Origin of the sequence: Sutcliffiella halmapala, from assembly GCF_002019665.1 — a bacterium.
GTDB classification, from domain to species: Bacteria; Bacillota; Bacilli; order Bacillales; family Bacillaceae_I; genus Sutcliffiella_A; species Sutcliffiella_A halmapala.
On sequence record NZ_KV917375.1, the window covers coordinates 1,335,042 to 1,358,091 of the forward strand.

Genomic DNA, 23,050 nt, shown 5'->3' on the forward strand with positions numbered 1-23,050 from the left:
AGTATATGATCAATCAATTACAAGAATGGTTACAATTTGCATTTGATAATAAAGCATCAGATATCCATCTTTCTGTAGGTGTATCACCTGTTTTTCGAGTAAACGGTGAATTAATTAAGTATGTTGATAGAGTGCTTTTACCTGAGGATACGCATACCATTGCCAAAGAAATGATTCCTCCATTTATGTGGTCTACTTTTGAGGACAAAGGAGAATTGGATTTTTCTTATAGTGTCCCTGGCATTTCAAGATTTAGGGTGAATGCTTATAAGCAGCGTTCCTCTATTGCACTTGCTATTCGTATTATCCCAACAAGTGTCCCAAGTATAGAGTCTTTAGAATTACCACCCATTCTCAAAAATCTAGCGGAAAAACCTCAAGGGCTCATTTTAGTAACAGGTCCTACTGGGAGTGGAAAATCCACAACGCTTGCTTCTATGATTGATTATATGAACTCTACAATGAAAAAGCATATTATCACATTAGAGGATCCAATTGAATATTTGCATAGGCATAACTTGTGTATGATAGATCAACGAGAGATTGGTACAGACACCAGGTCTTTTGCAAATGGATTACGTGCTTCCTTGCGACAAGACCCAGATATTATTCTAATTGGAGAAATGAGAGATTTAGAAACGATTCAAACTGCCATAACAGCAGCGGAAACTGGACATCTAGTTTTAGGCACCTTACACACGACAAATGCACCATCTACTATTGATCGAATAATTGACGTGTTCCCAGGCCCACAACAAGCACAAATTAGAATCCAGTTAGCGTCCGTTCTTGTTGCTATTCTTTCGCAACGCTTGTTTCCTTCGATAGATGGTCTATCACGTAAAGTTGCTACAGAAATCCTAATTAATAATTCGGCAGTAGGAAATTTAATTAGAAATGAAAAAATCCATCAAATTCAAAATGTCATGCAAACTAGCAGGGCTCAAGGGATGCATACATTAGAAATGAATATAAAAGAGCTGATACAAACAGGTCAAATCTTGAAATTGTCAGCAGAAAGCTTTATACAGGAGTCGGATAGCTATCATGCCTAAGTTTAAATATGTTGGAAGAGACAGGAACGGAAAACGAGAAGGCTCCATTATTAGTACTTCCCGAAGAGAAGCGTTTATTAAATTAAAAGAGGAAGGTATTCGTGTACTTCACATGGATGAGGTACCAGAGTCCATCTTCACGAAAGATATTACAATTGGAAATCCCGTAAAGCTACAAGATTTTGTTGTCTATTTACGACAGTTCTCTACTTTAATACGTGCAGGAGTACCTGTAGTCGAGGCGACAAATGTCTTGGCAAATCAAACAGAAAGTAAGGCACTTAAACGTGCCTTATTAGATGTGGAAGGAGATTTGCGGCAAGGGAATTCGCTGTCTTTTGCTACGGCAAAATACCCGAAAATATTTTCCACAATGTTTATCAATATGATCAAGGCTGGGGAGGCAAGTGGAGCTCTAGACGAAACCTTGGACCGAATCGCTACACAATATGAAAAACAGCATGAAACCAAACAGAAGATAATCTCGGCTTTAATATATCCAGCAGTCCTTGGAGTTATTGCAATAGCCGTTATTATATTCTTGTTGGTTGGTGTTGTACCTACGTTTGTTTCAATGTTTGCAGACTTCGGAGCACAGCTTCCGTTCATTACGAGATTTGTCTTAGGTTCAAGTGAATGGATGCAATCTTATTGGTGGTTAGTTCTTGGTTTATTTGCCTTTCTTTTTGTTGGAATCTCGATCGTTAGAAAGCAGAAAAATTCAAAGTATTACCTAGATTACTTTTTATTAAAGCTACCGATATTCGGTAAGCTCTTACAAAAAGCGTCGATTGCAAGATTAACTCGTACACTTAGTTCCTTACTTTCTAGTTCTGTTCCAATACTACAAGCAATTGCCATTGTCGAGAAAATAGCAGACAACGAAGTAATTGCAAAAGTCTTGGCAAATGCGAGGGGTTCTTTAGAAAAAGGAGAATCATTAACTACTCCGATGAAAGCTCACTGGGCATTTCCACCACTTGTCACACAGATGATATCCATTGGTGAAAGCACGGGGTCACTAGACGTCATGCTAGACAAGATAGCGGAGTTTTATGAAAAAGAAGTAGATAATGCAACGGATCGATTAAAGAGTTTAATAGAGCCAATTATGATAGTTTTACTCGCTACAATAGTAGGGACTATTGTCACAGCTATACTAGTTCCAATGTTCGATATTTTTAATCATATTCAGATGTAAATGGAAGCAGATTCTTGTTGTTTTTTGTAATCTAGTATAATAGAATTATATTATAAGCTTTTCAATTTATTTCCAATCAGGAGGAAGAAAAAAGAATGATGAAAAAATTCAGAAATTTATTAAAGAATGAAAAAGGTTTAACGTTAATTGAGTTATTAGCGGTTGTAGTTATTTTGGGGATTATTGCGGCGATTGCTGTGCCTAGTATTGGGAACTTGATTGATAATTCAAAGAAGGATGCACATGCAGCTAATGCACAACAAATGATTAACTCTGCCCGATTATTAGTAATTGAGGATACATCAAAATCAGTAGGTTCACAAACTATCACTTTAGATGAACTTATTGACGGGAATTTCATTGAACAAATCGAAGATCCTGACAAAAAAGGTTATACCAATGGAGAAGTAAAATTGGATGAGGGTAAAGTAATTGAAGTAACACTTATAACTTCATTAAGAACTACTAATGCAAAAATTGATGCAAGTAATAAAACATTAAATGTTACAAGAGCTGATGTAAAACCTACAACACCATAATCATGGTATTATATATTTTTTATATTATGATCTTCGCACTCCTCCTAGGCTCCTTCTACAACGTAGTTGGCCTTCGGATTCCTAAGGGGATGTCGATTGTCGCGCCTAGGTCACATTGTACAAGCTGTAAGCAAACTTTGACGGGGATTGATTTGATTCCCGTTCTTTCATATGTTTTTTCCAAAGGGAGATGTCGGTACTGTCAAAAGTCCGTGTCTCCTATTTATCCATTATTCGAGCTTTTAACTGCCGTACTATTTGTCCTAGCTCCCTTGTTCATGGGTTGGACTTATGAACTAGTAATTGCTTGGACCCTCATTTCTCTGTTAATCATCATCGTGATTACGGATATTCATTATATGCTTATTCCTAATAAAATTTTATTGTTTTTCTTTGGGCTTTTTGTGATAGAAAGAGTATTTATACCATATCAGTCTCTCTTTGATCATGGCCTTGGACTGATTGTAGGCTTTGCTATTCCTTTCCTAGTTGCTTTCGTTTCGAAAGGTGGTATGGGAGGAGGCGACATCAAGCTTTTTGCAGTACTCGGTTTTGTTCTTGGGTGGGAGCTTGTTGTGTTAACTTTCTTTTTATCTTCATTAATTGGAATGATAATAGCGCTTATTGGCATGTTTTTTGGTAAAATAAAAAAAGGTGTTCCATTTCCATTTGGTCCATCAATTGCCATTGCAGCACTTATTAGTTATTTTGCAGGTGAAACTCTATTGAAATGGTATTTTTCTCTACTCTTCTAGTAAATCACAAAGGAGTTCTATTGAATGGAATTTTCGTTTTTACAACCTAAACATAATAATTTTATTAATATTACGTTTCGAGACCATGTTATTAGAATGGTAGAGTTAAAAAGCCTGGATCCCTTAGTTGTTAAGAGAACAAAGGAACGTTTTCTGCCCCCTAATATTATTCGCGACGGGAAAGTTGTCGATGAGAATATTTTTCGTCTGATTTTTGAGGAATGTGTGGAAGATTGGGGATTAAAGCGGAAACATGTAAGATTTGTCGTACCGGATCAATATGTGGTGACCAGAAAGCTTTCGATACCATCTAACATTATGGATGATGAAATTATTGGTCATTTATATTTAGAACTTGGTTCCACCATTCATCTTCCTTTTGAAGACCCGGTTTTTGATGTTCATGTTTTACATCGTTCAGAAACAACTGAGTTAGTCCTTTTTGCTTCACCGGAAGAAATAGTATCTGGATTTTCTCGGATTTTAGAAGATTATAAGCTAAAACCGACTGTTGCGGATGCCTCCTCCTTATGTTTATATCGCTTGTATTATGAATTTGGACAGCGTAATGAAAAGGATCATTTGTTAATTATTCATTTTGATGTGAGCTGTATTACCTTAAGCATCTTTATGGGACATGTTCCTGTATTTGTGAGAACGATTGCTGTTCCGCAAGAGTTAAAAGTGTGGGAAGTATCTGAAGCGAATACGCGATTAGAATGGTCTGGTGACATTGTTCAATTTAATGTGTTTTTAGAGGATTTTTTGAAAGAAGTAGAAAGAATTATGAACTTTTTCCGCTATTCCTTAAATCAAGGAACCGAAGAAGTAAAGCGAGTTCTCCTATATGGTGATCACCCGAATCTTCCTTTGGCACTATCGAAATTAAGAGAACGTATGACGGTGAAGGTTGATACGTATGAGCAAGAAGTAAACACACAAGATCAAGAGGTTGTTGACCCTAAGTATTATTTTCCACTCGGGTTAGCTTTAAAAGAGGTGTAGCAGTGAAATCGTTAGTTGAAATAAATCTATTACCTAGAAAACAAGCGCGAAACATTACTACGCCTCTAGTCTATGGAATTTGTACTTTTTTTGTCATATTGGTCGTAGTCTCATTTTTTGTTTTTTCTACCTTAGTCAATCAAGATTTAAACAAGGCTGAGCAGGAACTACAGGCTGCTCAAGCACTACGTGTTGAAAAAGAAGAAGCCATTCTAAAGCCACAAAGCTCTTCTTCTATTCAACGCTTAGAAAACACTATTGTATGGGCGGAAGAATATCCAGTTGAAATGGTACCAGTTATGCAAGAGCTTGTACGCTTATTACCTTCAAGAGGCTTTGTTCAAAATTTTACTTATTCAGAAACAGGTACTTTAAATGTAACGGTGCAATTTGATGAATCAAGAGACGCTGCTTACTATTTACATCATTTGAATGAAGCAAGTTATTTTAAAGTAGTGAATCTAACAAGTATTTCTACTTCTACCATTGATGAGGAAGCTTCTAATGATGTACTTCCAAGGTATATTGCCCAATACGATCTCATATTTGATCGGAACGCAATAAAGACTGCTTTAGAAATAGAAGCAGAGGAAGATGCAGAAGATGGGGGTGGAGAGTCATGATTATAGAATTGCAAAAGAAGCACTATATCATCTTTTCAGCCATCGTAAGCTTTTTAGTTATTGGTATCATTCTATTTTATTATGCTAGTTATGTGCCAAAGCAGACTTTACTTAGTCAAAAGGAACAAGAGATTCAAGTGGAAGAACAATTGATAAAGATGCTGGAGCAACAGCAGGCATCAGCTGGTTCTGGTTTGGGTAACACGATTGAATTGCAAAGAAAAATACCGGTTACCCCATATGTAGAACAGCTTCTTCTGGAACTGGAGAAAGCGGAGGTAGTATCTAACAGCCGAATTACCAATATGACTTTTGGTGAATCCGACTTCACTCCAACTACTACCTTAGATGAATATATTGATTCACACACTATAAATGCAGAAGAGGAAAAACAGGAGCAAGAAGCTGCTTATTTACCGGAAGGGTTAAAAAAGGTAACGGTTAGTCTAACTGTAGAGTCAGAAAACTATGAAGAACTCACCTTGTTTTTGGAAGGATTAGAAAGCTTAACTCGAATCACTCAAATAGAGTCGGTAGCATTTACAGGAATGCCTGAACTAACTTCCATCACACAGGAAATTGAATCACTTACTTATACGGTGCAGGTTTCTGCATTCTATCATCCAGAGCTAAGTGATTTGATAGAGGACCTACCTCCAATTTCTGTACCAGAACCAAGCAATAAAACAAATCCATTTATCGACAATGAATAAATTATTTCCGAGGAAACAGTCGAATCCACAAGTTGCTTGGGGATTGTGTCGGAAAAGAATTAGAACAAGACGACAAAAGTCTTGTTCTTTTTTTTATGCTCTATGATAGGATAAAACAAATCAAATAAAGGCATATTTTGTCATGGTAGACGGAGGTGGAAAATATGGACAGGCAAGAAGTAAGAATTAAGATTAATGGGCAAGAAAAATCATTTCCAAGTAAGAAAAATAAAGAGAAGAAGACGGGGAAGACAAAGACACATATTCCTGAAACGAAAACTAGTTCCTTCCCGGAAAATGACTTGCCGTTGATTATTGTAGATGAAATGGCAGCTGCTGCGGAAAAAAAAGAGGAGGAAGAATTTGAATGGGTGCTACCTAAGGAACCGGAGAAGCAGGTAACACCAAAGACAACACCTTACATTGAAGATTTACGAAACATGAACAAAAACAAAAGCAAAGGGATTACAAAAAAACAACCTACACCTATAAGTAAGAAAAAGAAGCTTACTCCTCCCTCCTTTCCTAAGCAATTATTTTTATCTATTGTAATGGCTGTTGGCATAGGTACTTGCCTTGGTTTCCTTATTTTAGCGATTATGAATATGTCAGATAAGCCCCTAAATCCAGCTCAGCAAGTATCGGGACAAACAACAGATGGTGCAAATGGTGCTACTACAGAAAATCCTGGTACTACTTCTGGAGACCAAACTGTTACGTTATCATCTCTTGGGGTTGCGGTGCTTCAGGCGGAAGTATATTCCAATTCAGAAGCAGCAAATGCTGAAATTCAAAAACTTCAAGAGTCTGGCTTTTCTGCCATATCATTAGACTCCGAACTCTTCTTTGTATTTATGGCGGTTGGGACCGGTTTGGACGGAATGAAGGAGATTGGAAAAGAAGCAGAAAAGAAAGGGTTTAAACCTTATGCAAAAGAAATTACTATCCCTGAAAAAACCTTCTCTTCCATCACCGAACAGGATGCACTTCTACTACAAGAAGGACAAGGACTTTACAAAGAACTTATTGCTACGTCCGCTCTTTTATTACAGGGGGGAGCTATCGATCCTGCAACGGTCGAAAGGATGAATGGGCACTATCAAAAGATTTCGGCTGTAAAAGAAGAAAATACAACGGATGGACCAAAAGAATGGAAAACCTTACTAGTGGGAGCCTACCAAAACATCCAAGAATATCAAAGCTCCAAAGAAACCAATCAACTTTGGGACGCACAACAAAAACTGCTCGAAGCGACTGTTTTCCTTTATTAACCAAAATGGGCCTGGTACTAATTTGCAAATATAGACAATAATCCTGATATGTAAGCTCAACTTTCAAGCAGGCATCAATGGTTTTTTTGATGTCTGTTTTTGGTGTGAAAAATTACTTTGGGTTTAGTTTGGATTTGTTTGTTTTGGGTTGGATTTTTGTGATACGATAGGTCTGTGTCTCTCTCTTGTTTGAATACTATAGAAAAAGGTGATAAAAACATGAAGCCTCTTATTTTAGCCTCTGGATCCCCCAGAAGAAAAGAACTTCTCCAACAAGTAAAACTCTCCTTTGAAGTGAAGGTCAGCAACATAGAAGAAACCTTTGACCCATCTAATGCCCCAGAAGAAATTGCCATGAACCTTGCTTTCCAAAAAGCAAATGATGTTGCGCAGAAGAGTACGGATGCGGTTGTTATTGGATCCGATACAATTGTTGTGTATGACGGTCATGTACTAGGCAAACCGAAAAATCATGATGACGCAAGGTACATGTTAAGGATACTAAGTGGCAATACTCATTATGTAATAAGTGGAGTTGCCATCATTAGTGAGGAGAGGCAAGTGTCCTTCTATGAAAAAACAGCCGTTACTTTTTGGGATCTAACGGACGAAGAAATTGACTATTATATTCAGTCAGGAGAACCGATGGATAAGGCAGGTAGCTATGGTATTCAAGAAGTGGGTGCTCTTTTTGTCAAGGAAATAAAAGGTGATTATTTTTCCGTGGTGGGACTTCCATTGTCTAGAACGGTTCGTGAACTAAAAAGCTTCTTTTAGTGCGGAACATAGCCCTCCAACTAAGAACAGTCAGAAGGCTTACTTAGTAAAGGAGGAACGAAATTGGATACACCAGCAACTACATTAATGATTAGAGACTACCCAGAGGACCAACGACCAAGAGAACGACTCATTCAAGATGGTCCGAAAAGTCTATCGAACCATGAACTCTTAGCTATAATGCTCCGCACTGGTTCTAAAGAGGAATCAGTGGTGCAGCTTGCCAACAAACTTTTAACAACATTCGAAGGTCTCCGGCTATTAAAGGATGCCTCCGTAGAAGAAATGACAAATATTAAAGGAATTGGCACAGCAAAAGCAGTACAAATTTTAGCTGCAGTAGAACTCGGACGCAGGATTCATCGTCTACAATATGAAGACCGTTATGTAATTAGGTCTCCAGAAGATGCGGCTAACTATGTGATGGAGGATATGCGATTTTTATCTCAAGAACATTTCGTATGTTTGTATTTGAATACTAAAAACCAAGTCCTTCATCAGCAAACTATCTTCATCGGAAGCCTTAATGCCTCAATCGTGCATCCGCGTGAGGTGTTTAAAGAAGCTTTCCGCCGATCGGCAGCTTCCTTTATCTGCATTCATAATCATCCTTCAGGAGATCCATCTCCTAGTCGTGAAGATATTGAGGTGACAAAAAGATTAAATGAATGCGGGAAACTTATCGGAATAGAGCTTTTGGACCATTTGATAATAGGAGATCAAAAATTCATTAGCTTAAAAGAAAAAGGCTATGTGTAAGTACTATGCTTTTTTATAATCCTACGCTATAATATTACTCATGAGTTTGGAAGGGACAAACCTTGCCAGGCTTTCATCTTCTTAAAACTAATTTATCCACATGTTGATGAAATAAATGAGGGCACATTTTGTTCGCTTTTATCACTTTTTTACCACAATAAAGCAATAGTATCAGAAAGGGAGATACACATTTATGTTTGGAACGAGAGATCTTGGTATTGACTTGGGAACAGCCAATACATTAGTTTTTATTAAAGGAAAAGGTATTGTTGTGCGAGAGCCTTCTGTTGTTGCACTTCAAACCGATACAAAACAAATAGTTGCAGTAGGTAACGATGCGAAAAATATGATTGGTCGTACTCCAGGAAACGTAGTAGCATTACGCCCAATGAAGGATGGCGTTATTGCTGATTACGAAACAACAGCAACCATGATGAAATATTATATAAAACAAGCATTGCGTAATAAAAATGCTTTTTCACGTAAGCCGTATGTGATGGTTTGTGTTCCATCTGGCATTACAGCTGTAGAAGAAAGAGCGGTTATTGATGCGACTCGTCAAGCTGGTGCGCGTGATGCGTATCCAATCGAAGAGCCATTTGCAGCTGCAATCGGGGCGAATTTACCAGTTTGGGAGCCAACAGGTTCGATGGTTGTAGACATTGGTGGAGGAACGACAGAAGTTGCAATTATTTCTCTTGGAGGTATTGTAACGAGTCAATCCATTCGTGTTGCTGGGGATGAAATGGATGATGCTATCATCGCTTATATCCGTAAGCATTATAATTTAATGATCGGAGAACGAACTGCTGAAGCCTTAAAGCTTGAGGTAGGTTCAGCGGGAGATCCAGAAGGTATTGAACCAATGGACATTCGTGGTCGTGATTTATTAACAGGTCTTCCAAAAACAGTGGAAATTTCCGCAAAAGAAGTGGGAGAAGCGTTAAAAGATACGGTTACTGCAATTGTTGATTCAGTGAAAGCAACGCTTGAGCGTACGCCTCCTGAGCTAGCTGCTGATATCATGGATCGTGGAATAGTTCTCACTGGTGGGGGAGCTTTATTACGTAATTTAGATAAAGTAATTAGTGACGAAACAAGAATGCCAGTTATCATTGCAGAAAATCCATTAGACTGCGTAGCAATTGGAACTGGAAAAGCATTAGATTATATTGACGAATTTAAAAAGAAATCAAGAGATTATCGCTAATAAAAGAAGGTGTTAAGTTATGCCACAATTTTTTCTCAATAAAAGGCTAATTATTTTGTTGGTGAGCCTAATTTTTCTAGTGGCATTGATTGGTTTCTCTTTAAAAGAACGGGACGATGTAACATGGCCTGAACAGTTTGTTAAGGACTCAACAGGCTTTGTTCAATCAATCTTTTATAGGCCCGCACATTATGTTGCGGGCTTCTTTGAGAATATAGGCTACTTAAAAAATACGTACGAAGAGAATAAACTTTTACGTGCTAGACTAGAAGAATATGCTATGTTAGAAACGAAAGTTCACAAGTTAGAACAAGAAAACGAAAAGATTAGAGAAGTAATCGGCGAGCTTGACTCGTTGAGAGATTATGAACCACAGCCTGCAACAGTCATCGGTAGAAATCCTGATCAATGGCGGGAGCAAATTATCCTCAATAAAGGCAAGCAAGATGGCGTGGAAAAAGATATGGCAGTTATAACTGCTGGTGGATTAATAGGAAAAGTGAAACATGCTAATCCTTTTACCTCGTCCGTGCAGCTATTAAGTTCTTTAGATCCGAAAAACCGCATTTCTGCCTATATTCAAGGAGATGAAAGCATCTTTGGACTCATCGAAGGGTATGATGACGAAAAAGGAGCACTCCTGTTAAAACGTATTCCACATCAGGCACAAGTACAAGAAGGACAAACTGTTTTGACCTCTGGTCTTGGTGGGATTTTTCCTGAAGGGTTAATTATCGGGGAAGTCACTGACGTAGTACCAGATGAATACGGGCTAACGCAAATGGCTTACATAAAGCCTGCTGCGAACTTCTATGATATTAGTCAAGTAATGATTGTAAAACGCACCTTAATATCCGGAGATGAAGTAGTACCTGTCGAAGAAGCAACAGAAGAGGGGGATGCTGAGTGAGAAAATATGTCTTACCAGCCCTAATTCTTTGCTTGTTTGTTTTTGAGAGTATGAGTATAGATCTTTTTAACATAAGAAGCATCAATGAAGATTGGATTATTGTTCCGAGATTTGTATTAATTACGCTTATTATCTGTACAATTTATACCGGTCCTTATATAGGGATGATTTTTGGTATGGTGTTTGGCTTCCTTTACGATATTGTTTATACCGAAATATTGGGTGTTTATCTATTCGCATTCGCGATAGCAGCCTATTTTGTTTCGAAAATTATGAAGGTAATACATGCAAATATCTTTATTTCTTTGTTTATGATTCTTTTTGCAATTGCTATTGTAGAGTATCTCGTTTATGGAATTCATTTTTTAATTGGAACAACTGTTATGATGCATCCTGAATTTTTCACTACACGCCTGTTACCTACTCTTGGTTTTAACGGGATTGTTTCGCTTATTATTATTTTTCCTTTGAAACTATTCATGGAAAGATTAGCAATAGAACAAAAAGAGGAACTTTAAGAAAGCTGTCTAGAATAGTCAGCTTTTGTTATACATACCCATTCTATTACTCTCTTTTTTCATTTTTTATAGTCGTAGGAAAAAGGAAATAGAAGGACTATGTCGAATTATATACTTGTTGAGGTGAACGTCGTGAATAGACAAAAACAACAGTATGTAACCATTAAGGGCACTAAAGAGGGCCTAACTCTGCATCTCGATGATACATGCTCGTTTCCAGAGCTACTTGCTGAAATAGAAGCAAAATTGACGTCGAATAGTAATACTGATGATTCTCATTTTTTAGGTGTACGATTAAAAGTGGGGAATCGTTATTTAACTAATAATCAGCAAGAAAAATTACGCAATGTCATTCGAAGTAAAAAGAATTTTATTGTCGAAGAAATTGAAAGTAATGTCATTACAAAAGAACAGGCCATACAGTGGAAAGAAGAAAATGAAATTGTCCCAGTAGCAAGAATGATACGCTCAGGACAAGTCCTTGAAGTAAAAGGAGATCTTCTCTTAATCGGGGATGTGAATCCAGGTGGTACGGTGAAAGCAGGGGGGAATATTTTTATTCTTGGTGCCTTGCGTGGGAATGCTTATGCTGGTCTATTAGGTAAAAATGATGCGATCATTGCAGCAAGTCTAATGAAACCTGCATTGCTATCAATCCATGAAACAATTAACCGCGCCCCGGATCTCAGTGAACAACTTGATGGAAGCAATGAGATGGAATGTGCCTATATAGATAACCAAGAAAGAATTGTTATCGATCGCTTACAATTGCTTTCACATCTAAGACCGATGTTAACAAGGCTTGAAAGGAGAATGTAAGAAGTGGGAGAGGCTATCGTAATTACGTCTGGTAAAGGTGGAGTCGGCAAAACGACAACTTCTGCAAATATAGGAACAGCTCTTGCCTTAGCAGGTAAACGTGTATGTTTAGTAGATACAGATATTGGTTTAAGAAATCTGGATGTCGTGATGGGACTTGAAAACCGCATCATTTATGATTTAGTTGACGTTATTGAAGGACGTTGCAAAACACATCAAGCCTTAATTAATGATAAACGCTTTGAATGTCTAAAGCTCCTACCAGCTGCACAAACAAGTGATAAAACAGCTGTAAAGCCAGAACAAATGAAAAAGCTGATAATAGAATTAAAGCAGGACTATGATTATATTATTATCGACTGTCCAGCAGGAATAGAACAAGGTTTCCAAAACGCTATTGCTGGTGCGGATCGAGCAATTGTCGTTACTACTCCTGAAATTTCTTCTGTTCGTGATGCAGATCGTATTATCGGTTTACTAGAAAAAGAAGAGATTGAGCCACCAAAACTTGTTGTTAACCGAATTCGTAATCATATGGTGAAAAATGGGGAAATGCTAGATGTGGATGAAATTGTTTCCATTTTGGCAATCGATATTATTGGAATTGTAGCAGATGATGACAGTGTGATTCGTGCTTCTAATAGTGGAGAGCCTATTGTGATGGACCCAACAAGCAAAGCATCTATTGCCTATCGAAATATTTCTCGCCGTATACTTGGTGAGTCTGTGCCATTGCAATCCTTAGATGAAGAAAACAAAAGTGTTTTGTTTAAAATTAAGAAATTTTTTGGTGTACGTTAAGCTGAAGTTAAGCCGTCTCTTATAAAAGGGGCGGTTTATTTATTCAATGAGAAAGGTAGGTGTAGTAGCTTTGAAAACTAGTAAAAAAGTTATGCAAAAAATACTAATTGCTTTCTTACTATTACTCTTATTATTTTTTATCAATAACACCTCTTTATTTTCAAAACAAGAAAAAGGTGAGCCGTTGTTATTAGCACACCGCGGTGTTCATCAAACATTCTCGATGGAAGGTATTCAATATGATACATGTACGGCCGAGCGAATTTTTGAACCAGAACATGCTTATATTGAAAATACCATACCATCTATGAAAGCAGCTTTTGAAGCGGGAGCAGATATGGTGGAATTAGATGTTCACCCAACCACAGACGGCGAATTTGCTGTGTTTCATGATTGGACGTTGGAATGCCGAACAAATGGACAAGGAGCGACTAGAGAGCATTCAATGGATGAGCTTCGTGCATTAGATGTTGGCTATGGCTATACGGCTGATGAGGGACAAACCTATCCTTTACGTGGTAAGGGAGTTGGTCTGATTCCTACGTTGGGAGAAGTCTTGCAGCAATTCCCGAATAAAGAGTTATTAATTCATATTAAAAGCGATGATCCAGAAGAAGGAAAGTTATTGGCTAATTATCTTTCAGATTACACGGTCGGAAATTTTTCTAATCTGAGTGTGTATGGAGGAGACAATCCAATTGCTACATTAAAGGAAGAATTACCGGAGCTTCGTGTAATGTCAAAAGCGTCGATGAAGAGCTGTCTAATCCCTTATTTCATTATCGGATGGACTGGTTATGTTCCAGAAACATGTGGAAATAGCCAGCTGCATATTCCTGAAAAAATTGGACCGTGGTTATGGGGTTGGTCCGGGAAGTTTCATGAGCGAATGGAGAAAGTTAATACAAGAGTTATTTTAGTAGCCGGAGATGGCGGTTTTTCTGAAGGATTTGATCAAGTAGAAGATCTTGAGAGAATCCCGGAACATTTCTCAGGTTGGATTTGGACGAATCGGATTGATTTAATCGGATCTGAATGATTAAAGGGATTAGAGTTAAATTTGAATAATACCTATAAGTTAGTAAGTACTCTATGCTTACTAACTTATAGGTGTTTTTTTGTATCGAGAAAAGTAATTTGAAAATGAGAAATAAGCAAGTATAAGCCCTTAGCCACATTCCTAGTTTGGGGAAAGAAAAAATTCCATCTTACTTTTTCTCATACCGTCATATCCACTAAGGACAAGTCATAAAATGGTACAAACATAGTAGGGGGAAGGGTGTTTGTATGAATGAACGGTTAGATGAAATTAGAAGAAGAGCCGCAAAGCGTAAACGAACAAGACAAACGCAGCTCACTAAGCATAAACAAGTATCCTCGTATGTGATGAGAGATGAAGAAAAGTATGGAAACAGCTATACGTCATTTGAAGGTGGGACAGATGGCAACAAGGAGCACCCATTATTTAATAGAGAGTTATTTCTTTTTAAAATTCTAGCCTCAGCGATTTTGGTGTTGGTCATTGGCATTATGTTTCAGAATCAATCGGCTGCACTTGAGAAACCGAAACAGTTTGTTGTTGATACAATGGATAAGAGCTTTCAATTTACTGCTTTTACTTCATGGTATGAGGAGCAGTTTGGGAAACCATTAGCACTATTACCGTCAACACCAAAAGAAAAAGAAGTGGATCAAGTAAAAGTGGAATATGCGATTCCTGCCTCAGGAAAGGTGTTTGAAAGCTTTCAGAGTAATGGACAAGGCGTGATGGTGGAAACGTTGGCTGGTTCAAAAGTGGAAGCCATGAAAAATGGAACTGTTACATTTGTTGGGATTAAACAAGAAACCGGAAAGACCGTTATCATTCAACATGCAGACGATACGTATTCATGGTATGGACAACTAGGTGAAGTGGATGTGAAGTTCATGGATTTTATTAAAACGGGTACAGCGATAGGGAGAACAACAACACTTGAGGATGGCTCCAAAGGAATGTTTTATTTTGCTATTCAAAAAGGAAATGAATTTATCGACCCTATGCAGGTGATATCATTTGAATAATAAATGGCTTAGGCTATTTCAAAAAATCCATATACATCCGATTTTCTGGCTAATGATTGGGCTTGCTATTTTAACTGCGAATTTCTGGGAGCTTTTGATTCTTTTTATCATTGTGCTCGTTCATGAGCTAGGACATTGCGTCGCAGCTACTTTTTATTCATGGAGAATAAAGCAAGTTCTTATTCTTCCTTTTGGTGGGATGGCTGAAATGGAGGAGCATGGAAATCGACCGTTAAAGGAGGAACTGGTCGTTACTCTTGCTGGTCCGATACAACATTTATGGCTTGGGGCGGCAGGCTTTTTTCTCTATAAAATGGGGGTGTTGTCGCCAGGTATTTGGGAGCTGTTTTTTACTTTTAATACGATGATATTCTTAGTTAACCTCCTTCCAATCTGGCCGCTTGATGGTGGAAAGCTGATGAGTATTGCATTAAGTAAATTTACTTCTTTTGCAAAATCTCATGAGCGTACGTTGCAATGTTCTTTTCTATTTTTATCGATTTTTTTCCTAGGTTATTTAGTGATTGATCCTTTGCATCTAAATATGTGGATTATCTCATTATTTCTTTTTTATTCGCTTTATTCAGAGTGGAAGCAACGTCACTTTGTGTTTATTCGTTTTCTATTGGAGAGGTATTATGGGAAAACAAATTCCTTTTCAAGTATCACGCCAATTGTGGTGGATGATACGGAGAAAATACATCAGGTGCTACAACGTTTTAAGCGGGATTGTAAGCATAATATAATCATTATGAAAGGCAATAAGAAGCAGACTCCATTAGATGAAAATGAGTTATTGCATGCTTATTTTAAGGAGAAGTTGACGACAATTGATATAGGAGATATCCTGTATTCATACTAAAAATCGAAAGTCGAGGCTACTCCAATTGATTGAGCTTATTATGAATATGCGAGCAACAGAAAAACGAGTTGCCGTAAAAGAACAAGATAAGATAGTAGAGCTATTACTTGAACGGCCTACTATTCACCATATAGAAGGAAATATTTATGTTGGTCGTGTTGTGAATGTGTTGCCAGGGATGCAAGCTGCTTTTGTAGACATTGGACAAAAGCAACCAGGGTACATTCACCGCGACCATTTGTGTGCGTATCAATTATCTCCACTCTCTAAAGGGGAGAAAGAAAAGAAGAGTATTTCTCATTTTGTTCATCAAGGTGAAGCGATTCTAGTACAAGTGGTGAAAGAGGGAGAAGGAACAAAGGGACCGAAATTAACAGGTCTTATTGAATTTCCTGGATTACATATTGTATATCAGCCTTTTGGAAAGTATAAAGCCATTTCAAAAAAAATGAGTGAACATAAGCGAAAGCAATGGCGCGAGCTCCTTTTTAGCTGGTGTACCGAGGAAGAAGGGGTTATTGTAAGAACAGCAAGTGAGCAGACCCCGGCCGATGTGGTGGAAGTGGAACTGTTAGAACTGCAACAACAATTCATTGAGGTACAAAATAAGATGGCAGAGTCTCCTGTACCAGCCTTGCTTCATAAAGAGGACCATTTTTTATCGAGACTATTAAGAGAGATTCCAAAAAGTGAAATCAAGCTAATTGAAGTGGATGATGCACCAACCTTTCAAGCGTTAAAAAAACAACAATACCCAGTGCGCTTTTATCAAGGCAAGGAAGGCATTTTTGCGAGGCGAGGAATGGAGCAGGAGCTTGAGAAAGCCTTAAAGAAAATAGTGTGGCTTCCAAGTGGAGGGTATATTATTATTGAACATACAGAAGCGATGACGGTTATAGATGTCAACACGGGTAAATTTATAGGGAAATCAGGACTGCAGGAAACAGTGCTGAAAACAAATAAAGAAGCGGCAAAAGAAATCGCTAGGCAACTCCGGCTACGTCAAATTGGTGGGATTATCATCGTGGATTTCATTGATATGGCAAATAAAGATGAGCAACAGCAGGTTCTGCAAATTGTCCAAGCTGAAGTGAAAAAAGACCGTTCTATTGTGCGTGTTATTGGCTTTACTGAGCTTCATCTCCTTCAATTAACTAGGAAAAAAATTCGTGAGCCACTTACTAATTTGTTATTACAAGCATGTGATCCATGCCATGGGAAAGGGGCAGTTTACTCTGCTGAAACCATTGCCTATCAGCTTGAAAGAGAACTTCTTGAATATAAAGGGTCAGATGTCGAAGCGGTTATCATTGAGGTGACCGAAGAAGTGAGGGAGATAGCGATTCACCTCCCAAACTTACTAGAGAGAGTAGGCGTGGAGGTTTTTTTTGCAAAAAAAATCGGTGTGCCTAGTTTTATCGTACGATTTACAGGTACCATAGTGGATGCAAAAGAACGTTTAAAAACGCTAGAACCTTATTGACAGAGGGCTTTTAAATATGCTAAGATGTTCTTTGTTAGTTTGTAGCACCCGTGCTACAACCGCACAGTCCAGGTTCCCCTAAAATATGGACGTTTTTTCGTTACATATGCCTGAAACTGGCGAGTCTGAGTCTATTGAGGAGGTGCAAGAGAATGTACGCAATTATTGAAACAGGTGGTAAGCAAATCAAGGTAGAAGCAGGTCAAGTGATCTACATCGAAAAGCTTGATGCAGCTGCAGGTGACACAGTAACGTTTGACAAAGTTCTTTTCGTTGGTGGCGACAATGTTAAAGTTGGTAGCCCACTAGTAGCAGGAGCTTCTGTAACGGCTAAAGTTGAAAAACAAGGTCGTGCGAAAAAGATTACTGTATTCAAGTATAAAGCTAAGAAAAACTACCGTAAAAAACAAGGTCATCGTCAACCTTACACTAAAGTTGTTGTTGATGCGATCAACGCATAATTTAAAGGTGATTGGATGATTAAAGTTACAATTAAACGAAACGATCATCAAATAATCGAATCGTTTACCATAACTGGACATGCTAACTTTGCCAAAAAAGGATCCGATATTGTGTGTGCTGGAGTATCTGCTGTATCTTTTGGTGCGGTAAACTCTATTATAACACTTTTGTCTGTTACTCCTCAAATTGAGCAAGGGGCAGATGGCTTTCTTCGCTGTTCGATTCCCTCTGACATAGAGGAGTCAACAAAAGAAAAAATTCAATTGCTGCTAGAAGGTATGGTCGTATCTTTAGAGACGATTGAACGTGATTATGGAAATTATATAACCATTTCTAAGTAGGAGGTGGAATACATGTTAAGATTAGATCTTCAGTTCTTTGCTTCCAAAAAGGGAGTAGGTAGTACTAAAAACGGTCGTGACTCACAGTCAAAGCGTCTTGGCGCTAAGCGTGCAGACGGTCAACTAGTTTCTGGTGGTTCTATTTTATACCGTCAACGCGGTACTAAAATTTACCCTGGAGCAAACGTTGGACGTGGAGGAGACGATACGTTATTCGCGAAGGTTGACGGAATCGTTCGTTTCGAGCGTTTAGGTCGTGACCGCAAACAAGTTAGCGTATATCCTGTTGCTCAAGAAGCATAATCTCAGTAAAACTCTAGCCTAAGTTTAAGGTTAGAGTTTTATTTTTTTAGAACAAAAGTGCAAGCTAGGCGCAGGAGATGGACGTAACTACCCTCACTAACCACACGTCCACCATAGCGTTTTTTTATACTTTATTTTTTACTAGAAGAGTTACACAAACAAAGAATCAACCTCATCATTTACAACCAAACTAATACAATTCTACATCTTCTCTTGAATTCCTAACGGTGTCTGGCCCCTATAGGAAAAAAATATGCTATAATCGTATACATATAAGAAGAATATGGAATTATTTCTAGGAGAACCAAAATGATGAAAAAAGAGGTACGTTGGATGTTTTACGCCATTCTAGGCATGATTGGTTGAATCGGTTGCAGCTGATTAAGGCGAATATGTCTTTAGAGCGGTGGGATCGGGTAAATAATTTAATAGATGAGATTGTACTGGAAGCAAATCATGAGTCTAATTTAACCAATTTACAGGCACCTTTGTTGGCGGAATACCTTGTGACATTTCATTGGGAGCCACGTTTGTTCTCTGTGGAATATGAAGTGATTGGGGAAAATGGGATAGATTTATCCAGGGAAGATCAATTGTTATACGAATGGATTTCCTCCATGTTTACAATGCTTGAGAACGTTGTAAACGTCAAAGCGGACAATCATTTGTTTTTAAGTATACAGCTAGAAGAAAAGGAAGTTCGTTTCTTTTTTGAAATAAGTGGAATAATAGAAGATACAGATAGATTATCTGCTTGGATACAAACACAACCGAATTATTTTGTGATTGAAAGTAGCAGTGTATCCCCCGAGGAATGCGTTATACAGCAAGTTTTTACTAAAGGAAATAATAATAAAGCTGACGGTGCTAGTTAGTTTATTTATAAATAGAGAAGAAATATTGCAAGCCATAGTAGGATTTGCATCTTTAGATCGGAGTGAAAAGCAATGTTTGTCGATCAGGTCAAGATTTATGTAAAAGGTGGAGATGGCGGAAACGGTATGGTAGCCTTCCGTCGTGAAAAATACGTTCCAAATGGTGGACCAGCAGGTGGAGATGGCGGGAAAGGTGCGGATGTTATTCTTCAAGTGGAAGAAGGCTTACGTACACTAATGGACTTCCGTTATAAACGACATTTCAAAGCAACTCGTGGTGAACACGGGATGTCCAAAAATCAACATGGTAGAAATTCTGAAAGCATGATAGTTAAAGTTCCTCCAGGTACTGTTGTAATGGATGATGATACGAAAGAAGTGCTAGCTGATCTTACCGAACATGGACAACAATATATAGTAGCCAAGGGTGGACGAGGCGGACGTGGTAACACACGATTTGCAACACCAAGAAACCCAGCTCCAGAAGTTGCCGAAAATGGTGAACCAGGACAAGAGCGCTATGTTGTATTGGAATTAAAGGTTTTAGCAGATGTAGGTTTAGTTGGTTTTCCAAGCGTAGGAAAGTCAACCCTTCTATCGGTGGTTTCTGCAGCAAAGCCGAAAATTGCTGAATACCACTTCACTACGATTGTTCCTAATCTTGGTGTGGTAGAAACAGAAGACAGCCGTAGCTTTGTTATGGCAGATCTACCAGGATTAATTGAGGGTGCACATCAAGGGGTTGGACTTGGTCATCAGTTCCTTCGCCATATTGAGCGGACAAGAGTAATCATTCATGTGGTGGATATGGGTGGTCTTGAAGGCCGAGATCCATACGATGATTATGTCACGATTAACGAAGAGTTAAAGGAATATAATCTCCGTTTAACAGAGCGTGCTCAAATCGTAGTTGCGAATAAAATGGACATGCCAGATTCTGAAGAAAACCTTGCTAGGTTTAAAGAACAGCTTGGGGACGATGTGAAAGTTTTCCCGATTTCTGCTCTTACTCGCAGTGGTTTACGTGATTTATTATACGCAGTGGCAGATGAGCTGGAGCATGCTCCAGAGTACCCACTTTATGAGGAAGAAGCGATTGAACAGCGCGTTGTGTACAAGCATGAAAAAGAAGAAACTGGCTTTATTATCACAAGAGATCCAGATGGTGCATTTGTTCTTTCTGGAGAAGCTATCGAAAAGCTATTTGTTATGACAAACTTCAATCATGAAGAATCCATCCGTCGTTTTGCACGTCAACTCCGTGGAATGGGAGTAGACGAGGCATTAAGACAGCGTGGTGCAAAAGATGGCGATCTCGTTCGTTTACAGGAATATGAGTTTGAGTTCGTAGAATAGAAACAATTCAGAAGAGGGGGAGAATCTTTACCCCTCTTTCTTTACATGGCTTTTTTGTATAGGCAATACAATTATTATCTATGCGAAAAGAGTTTTTCATTGATTGAATAAGAAATAAAAACGCAAGGCGGATGGTGTTGTTAGTAAGGGTAGTGACGTCCAGCTCCAGCGCCTAGCCCCTCGAGGTCACAAGTCATGCCCATCTAGAGGTTAAAAAGCAACCTCAAGCTGTGCCTGCCTTGTGCTCTGCCTGGGCTGAACGAGGCGCTTGCGCTTTTGTTCTTAGAAATCTGTCTGAAACAAGGAGAGATTGTAGATGCTAGAGGAAAAATTTTTTTTGGTACGGGAGGATGTCCTTCCCGAAGCGATGAAGAAAGCGCTTGAGGTCAAAGAAATGCTTGCAAGGGGAAAGGCTGATTCAATTGCTGAAGCAGTTATGCGAGTGGATTTGAGTCGCAGTGCTTTTTATAAGTATCGAGATACTGTCTTTCCCTTTCATACCATGGTAAAAGAAAAAATTATGACATTATTTTTTCACTTAGAAGATCAAACCGGAGCATTATCAGAACTACTTGCAACAGTTGCTTCTGTAGGCTGTAATGTGCTTACTATTCACCAAACTATTCCGTTACAAGGGAAGGCAAATGTAACGCTTTCGCTTGATATGTCTGGTTTAACTGGTGATATTCATGCTTTACTTTCCATGTTAAAGCGATTAGAATTTGTAGATAAAGTAGAGATATTAGGAACCGGTGCCTAAACAATTGCATCGGCTTTTCTATAGAGACTAGCAGAGGAGAGTAGGGAAGATGAATCAGAGAGTTGGATATTTAGGACCAAAGGCAACGTTTACTGATATGGCTGTAACAAGTTTTTTTCCACATAGCGCTAAGAAGGCCTATGCAACAATTCCAGCATGTATGGATGCGGTATTAAATAATGAAGTAGAATTTGCGGTTGTACCGTTAGAAAATGCGATTGAGGGCTCAGTCAATGTGACGCTTGATTATCTAATCCACGATTGTCCATTGCCGATTGTAGCGGAATTAATCGTACCTATTAGTCAACACTTATTAGTGCATCCAGACCATGTGAATAAAGAAGAATCAATCGAAGTGATTTATTCACATTCACATGCGATCGCCCAGTGTCATAAGTTTTTACATAATAAATACCCCAATGCTGTATATGAAACGACTTCATCTACTGCTTCCGCAGCTAAGCTTATTTCTGAACATCGACTATCTAAGCGGGCTGCATGTATTGCTAATTCTTTAGCAGCAAAGGAATACAAGCTATCGGTGTTAGCAGAAAACATCCATGATTATGAAAATAATCATACAAAATTTATTGTGTTACATCAAGATGAAGCAATGCGTCTTGACAATCGTGTACATAATGTTGATAGTGAGAAAACGACACTGATGGTAACACTCCCTTCCGATCAATCAGGGGCGTTGCATCAAGTATTATCAGCTTTTGCTTGGAGAAAACTGAATCTATCGAAAATTGAATCACGCCCGATGAAAACAGGCCTTGGCAATTACTTCTTCATTATCGACGTTAACCAACATTTAGACGAAATCCTACTACCCGGGGCAATCCGAGAACTAGAAGCGCTAGGCTGCGCCGTTAAAATACTAGGAAGCTACACTAGTTATTTATTAAAATAAGGGGAAAAGGTGCTAGGTGTCGTTTCTCCTGTTTTTAAAATTAATATCAATAATAAAGCAAAGGAGTAGAGGGTTCATTACTGAAACCTCTACTCCTTTGTAGTTGCTTAAACTGTTAATAGGTGGTTATTCTAGGAGCATGCCGGCTTTTTTTAGGGCGCTGCATGCGGCGTTGAGCTTTTCTTCGGAATCGGCTTCTAGCGTGTGTAGATGAGTTCCATCGGTTAATTGAGACAGGTAAGCTGCTTTTGTTTCTTGAATTTTTTGAATAAAATCATCGACTTCTGTTCTCGTGCTTACCATCACAGATGCTGTTAAATCACCATAAACAGGGTGTTCTATTTTCACATCTTTAATGGTAACGCCATGATCCACAATTATATAAAGCTCTTCTTTTGTTTGCTCAGGGGTATGAAAAGATACAATTATACGTTCTTGTTTCTTCTTTTCACCAGGAGATCTTAAAAAAACATAGCCTTGACTTGTTGCCAGGATGGGCTCATTTTTTGCTTTTAATAAGGAAATATCCTGAACGATTACTTGTCTACTTACATTTGTTCGACTAGCTAGCTCGCCACCAGTCAACGGTTTATTTTCAGTTTGTAACCAATGTAAAAGGAGTTCTCTTCTCTCTGCTCCGAGCACTTTTTTATCTTGATTCATTTTTTTAACACTCCT

27 protein-coding genes, 1 pseudogene and 1 other annotated feature are annotated in these 23,050 nt (G+C 38.4%); of the genes and pseudogenes, 27 read left to right on the forward strand and 1 reads right to left on the reverse strand.

What is annotated here, in order from left to right:
• Nucleotides 1–5 precede the first annotated feature (5 nt).
• From BK580_RS06340 to pheA, 27 genes and pseudogenes are all read left to right on the forward strand, one after another.
• Nucleotides 6–1,055 carry a type IV pilus twitching motility protein PilT gene (locus BK580_RS06340; RefSeq protein ID WP_078379519.1) on the forward strand — a complete coding sequence of 350 codons (1,050 nt, stop codon included), beginning with the start codon at nucleotides 6–8 and terminating at the stop codon, nucleotides 1,053–1,055.
• The gene (locus BK580_RS06345) at nucleotides 1,048–2,256 is read left to right on the forward strand and encodes a type II secretion system F family protein (protein WP_078379520.1); all 1,209 of its coding nucleotides are present in this window, start codon (nucleotides 1,048–1,050) and stop codon (nucleotides 2,254–2,256) included. The genes BK580_RS06340 and BK580_RS06345 overlap by 8 nt, the downstream gene beginning before the upstream one ends.
• Before the next feature lie 95 nt (nucleotides 2,257–2,351).
• Nucleotides 2,352–2,795 (forward strand): competence type IV pilus major pilin ComGC, encoded by a 444-nt coding sequence (locus tag BK580_RS06350; RefSeq protein ID WP_078379521.1) that lies wholly within the window; start codon nucleotides 2,352–2,354, stop codon nucleotides 2,793–2,795.
• A gap of 2 nt (nucleotides 2,796–2,797) precedes the next feature.
• A complete protein-coding gene (locus tag BK580_RS06355) occupies nucleotides 2,798–3,550 on the forward strand; it encodes a prepilin peptidase (protein WP_078379522.1) in 753 nt (250 codons plus the stop codon).
• Between the two features lie 24 nt (nucleotides 3,551–3,574).
• The gene (gene pilM / locus BK580_RS06360; RefSeq protein ID WP_078379523.1) at nucleotides 3,575–4,555 is read left to right on the forward strand and encodes a type IV pilus biogenesis protein PilM; all 981 of its coding nucleotides are present in this window, start codon (nucleotides 3,575–3,577) and stop codon (nucleotides 4,553–4,555) included.
• 2 nt (nucleotides 4,556–4,557) lie between these two features.
• Complete coding sequence (locus BK580_RS06365) at nucleotides 4,558–5,178, forward strand: PilN domain-containing protein (protein WP_078379524.1); 621 nt, start codon at nucleotides 4,558–4,560, stop codon at nucleotides 5,176–5,178.
• Nucleotides 5,175–5,891: a hypothetical protein gene (locus BK580_RS06370; RefSeq protein ID WP_078379525.1), complete on the forward strand. Its 717-nt coding sequence runs from the start codon at nucleotides 5,175–5,177 to the stop codon at nucleotides 5,889–5,891. Before BK580_RS06365 ends, BK580_RS06370 begins: the two co-directional genes overlap by 4 nt.
• 164 nt (nucleotides 5,892–6,055) lie before the next feature.
• Nucleotides 6,056–7,162, forward strand: coding sequence for a hypothetical protein (locus tag BK580_RS06375; RefSeq protein ID WP_078379526.1), 1,107 nt, complete (start codon nucleotides 6,056–6,058; stop codon nucleotides 7,160–7,162).
• Between the two features lie 219 nt (nucleotides 7,163–7,381).
• Nucleotides 7,382–7,939 carry a Maf family protein gene (locus BK580_RS06380; protein ID WP_078379527.1) on the forward strand — a complete coding sequence of 186 codons (558 nt, stop codon included), beginning with the start codon at nucleotides 7,382–7,384 and terminating at the stop codon, nucleotides 7,937–7,939.
• 87 nt (nucleotides 7,940–8,026) lie between these two features.
• A complete protein-coding gene (gene radC, locus BK580_RS06385) occupies nucleotides 8,027–8,698 on the forward strand; it encodes a RadC family protein (RefSeq protein WP_078382660.1) in 672 nt (223 codons plus the stop codon).
• A gap of 193 nt (nucleotides 8,699–8,891) precedes the next feature.
• Complete coding sequence (locus tag BK580_RS06390; RefSeq protein ID WP_078379528.1) at nucleotides 8,892–9,908, forward strand: rod shape-determining protein; 1,017 nt, start codon at nucleotides 8,892–8,894, stop codon at nucleotides 9,906–9,908.
• 19 nt (nucleotides 9,909–9,927) lie between these two features.
• Nucleotides 9,928–10,818, forward strand: a complete 891-nt coding sequence (gene mreC / locus BK580_RS06395) for a rod shape-determining protein MreC (RefSeq protein ID WP_078379529.1) — start codon at nucleotides 9,928–9,930, stop codon at nucleotides 10,816–10,818.
• Nucleotides 10,815–11,336 (forward strand): rod shape-determining protein MreD, encoded by a 522-nt coding sequence (gene mreD / locus BK580_RS06400; protein WP_078379530.1) that lies wholly within the window; start codon nucleotides 10,815–10,817, stop codon nucleotides 11,334–11,336. The genes mreC and mreD overlap by 4 nt, the downstream gene beginning before the upstream one ends.
• Nucleotides 11,337–11,435: 99 nt before the next feature.
• Nucleotides 11,436–12,155 (forward strand): septum site-determining protein MinC, encoded by a 720-nt coding sequence (minC, locus tag BK580_RS06405; protein ID WP_078379531.1) that lies wholly within the window; start codon nucleotides 11,436–11,438, stop codon nucleotides 12,153–12,155.
• 3 nt (nucleotides 12,156–12,158) lie between these two features.
• A complete protein-coding gene (gene minD / locus BK580_RS06410) occupies nucleotides 12,159–12,956 on the forward strand; it encodes a septum site-determining protein MinD (protein ID WP_078379532.1) in 798 nt (265 codons plus the stop codon).
• A gap of 70 nt (nucleotides 12,957–13,026) precedes the next feature.
• Entirely contained in the window at nucleotides 13,027–13,995 is a 969-nt protein-coding gene (locus tag BK580_RS06415; protein WP_078382661.1) for a glycerophosphodiester phosphodiesterase family protein, read from the forward strand.
• Between the two features lie 248 nt (nucleotides 13,996–14,243).
• Nucleotides 14,244–15,017: a M23 family metallopeptidase gene (locus BK580_RS06420; protein WP_078379533.1), complete on the forward strand. Its 774-nt coding sequence runs from the start codon at nucleotides 14,244–14,246 to the stop codon at nucleotides 15,015–15,017.
• Nucleotides 15,010–15,879, forward strand: coding sequence for a M50 family metallopeptidase (locus BK580_RS06425; RefSeq protein ID WP_235864000.1), 870 nt, complete (start codon nucleotides 15,010–15,012; stop codon nucleotides 15,877–15,879). Before BK580_RS06420 ends, BK580_RS06425 begins: the two co-directional genes overlap by 8 nt.
• 25 nt (nucleotides 15,880–15,904) lie before the next feature.
• Nucleotides 15,905–17,362 carry an Rne/Rng family ribonuclease gene (locus tag BK580_RS06430; protein WP_078379534.1) on the forward strand — a complete coding sequence of 486 codons (1,458 nt, stop codon included), beginning with the start codon at nucleotides 15,905–15,907 and terminating at the stop codon, nucleotides 17,360–17,362.
• 47 nt (nucleotides 17,363–17,409) lie between these two features.
• Nucleotides 17,410–17,499 (forward strand) — a sequence feature (ribosomal protein L21 leader region).
• Nucleotides 17,500–17,514: 15 nt separating this feature from the next.
• Entirely contained in the window at nucleotides 17,515–17,823 is a 309-nt protein-coding gene (gene rplU / locus BK580_RS06435) for a 50S ribosomal protein L21 (protein ID WP_078379535.1), read from the forward strand.
• Nucleotides 17,824–17,838: 15 nt separating this feature from the next.
• Nucleotides 17,839–18,165 (forward strand): ribosomal-processing cysteine protease Prp, encoded by a 327-nt coding sequence (locus BK580_RS06440; protein ID WP_078379536.1) that lies wholly within the window; start codon nucleotides 17,839–17,841, stop codon nucleotides 18,163–18,165.
• A gap of 12 nt (nucleotides 18,166–18,177) precedes the next feature.
• Entirely contained in the window at nucleotides 18,178–18,468 is a 291-nt protein-coding gene (gene rpmA / locus BK580_RS06445; protein ID WP_078379537.1) for a 50S ribosomal protein L27, read from the forward strand.
• Nucleotides 18,469–18,794: 326 nt separating this feature from the next.
• Nucleotides 18,795–18,935: pseudogene (locus tag BK580_RS24020) on the forward strand (Spo0B domain-containing protein); the annotation flags it as partial.
• Nucleotides 18,912–19,343, forward strand: a complete 432-nt coding sequence (locus BK580_RS06450) for a Spo0B C-terminal domain-containing protein (RefSeq protein WP_408055256.1) — start codon at nucleotides 18,912–18,914, stop codon at nucleotides 19,341–19,343. The pseudogene BK580_RS24020 and the gene BK580_RS06450, both read left to right, overlap by 24 nt.
• 72 nt (nucleotides 19,344–19,415) lie before the next feature.
• Entirely contained in the window at nucleotides 19,416–20,699 is a 1,284-nt protein-coding gene (gene obgE, locus BK580_RS06455; RefSeq protein ID WP_078379539.1) for a GTPase ObgE, read from the forward strand.
• A 316-nt stretch (nucleotides 20,700–21,015) separates the two neighbouring features.
• Nucleotides 21,016–21,459, forward strand: a complete 444-nt coding sequence (locus BK580_RS06460) for an ACT domain-containing protein (RefSeq protein WP_078379540.1) — start codon at nucleotides 21,016–21,018, stop codon at nucleotides 21,457–21,459.
• Nucleotides 21,460–21,508: 49 nt separating this feature from the next.
• Nucleotides 21,509–22,372 (forward strand): prephenate dehydratase, encoded by an 864-nt coding sequence (gene pheA / locus BK580_RS06465; protein ID WP_078379541.1) that lies wholly within the window; start codon nucleotides 21,509–21,511, stop codon nucleotides 22,370–22,372.
• A 126-nt stretch (nucleotides 22,373–22,498) separates the two neighbouring features.
• On the opposite strand, the gene BK580_RS06470 is transcribed toward pheA, so the two are convergent.
• Nucleotides 22,499–23,035, reverse strand: coding sequence for a transcription repressor NadR (locus BK580_RS06470; RefSeq protein WP_078379542.1), 537 nt, complete (start codon nucleotides 23,033–23,035; stop codon nucleotides 22,499–22,501).
• Nucleotides 23,036–23,050: the final 15 nt, after the last annotated feature.

Bases quoted from the DNA above. Each gene is read 5' to 3' on its own strand.
- BK580_RS06340 (WP_078379519.1), top strand. From the start codon at position 6: ATGATCAATCAATTACAAGAATGGTTACAATTTGCATTTGATAATAAA.
- BK580_RS06345 (WP_078379520.1), top strand. From the start codon at position 1,048: ATGCCTAAGTTTAAATATGTTGGAAGAGACAGGAACGGAAAACGAGAA.
- BK580_RS06350 (WP_078379521.1), top strand. From the start codon at position 2,352: ATGATGAAAAAATTCAGAAATTTATTAAAGAATGAAAAAGGTTTAACG.
- BK580_RS06355 (WP_078379522.1), top strand. From the start codon at position 2,798: ATGGTATTATATATTTTTTATATTATGATCTTCGCACTCCTCCTAGGC.
- pilM (WP_078379523.1), top strand. From the start codon at position 3,575: ATGGAATTTTCGTTTTTACAACCTAAACATAATAATTTTATTAATATT.
- BK580_RS06370 (WP_078379525.1), top strand. From the start codon at position 5,175: ATGATTATAGAATTGCAAAAGAAGCACTATATCATCTTTTCAGCCATC.
- BK580_RS06375 (WP_078379526.1), top strand. From the start codon at position 6,056: ATGGACAGGCAAGAAGTAAGAATTAAGATTAATGGGCAAGAAAAATCA.
- BK580_RS06380 (WP_078379527.1), top strand. From the start codon at position 7,382: ATGAAGCCTCTTATTTTAGCCTCTGGATCCCCCAGAAGAAAAGAACTT.
- radC (WP_078382660.1), top strand. From the start codon at position 8,027: ATGATTAGAGACTACCCAGAGGACCAACGACCAAGAGAACGACTCATT.
- BK580_RS06390 (WP_078379528.1), top strand. From the start codon at position 8,892: ATGTTTGGAACGAGAGATCTTGGTATTGACTTGGGAACAGCCAATACA.
- mreC (WP_078379529.1), top strand. From the start codon at position 9,928: ATGCCACAATTTTTTCTCAATAAAAGGCTAATTATTTTGTTGGTGAGC.
- minC (WP_078379531.1), top strand. From the start codon at position 11,436: ATGTCGAATTATATACTTGTTGAGGTGAACGTCGTGAATAGACAAAAA.
- BK580_RS06420 (WP_078379533.1), top strand. From the start codon at position 14,244: ATGAATGAACGGTTAGATGAAATTAGAAGAAGAGCCGCAAAGCGTAAA.
- rplU (WP_078379535.1), top strand. From the start codon at position 17,515: ATGTACGCAATTATTGAAACAGGTGGTAAGCAAATCAAGGTAGAAGCA.
- BK580_RS06440 (WP_078379536.1), top strand. From the start codon at position 17,839: ATGATTAAAGTTACAATTAAACGAAACGATCATCAAATAATCGAATCG.
- rpmA (WP_078379537.1), top strand. From the start codon at position 18,178: ATGTTAAGATTAGATCTTCAGTTCTTTGCTTCCAAAAAGGGAGTAGGT.
- obgE (WP_078379539.1), top strand. From the start codon at position 19,416: ATGTTTGTCGATCAGGTCAAGATTTATGTAAAAGGTGGAGATGGCGGA.
- BK580_RS06460 (WP_078379540.1), top strand. From the start codon at position 21,016: ATGCTAGAGGAAAAATTTTTTTTGGTACGGGAGGATGTCCTTCCCGAA.
- pheA (WP_078379541.1), top strand. From the start codon at position 21,509: ATGAATCAGAGAGTTGGATATTTAGGACCAAAGGCAACGTTTACTGAT.
- BK580_RS06470 (WP_078379542.1), bottom strand. From the start codon at position 23,035: ATGAATCAAGATAAAAAAGTGCTCGGAGCAGAGAGAAGAGAACTCCTT.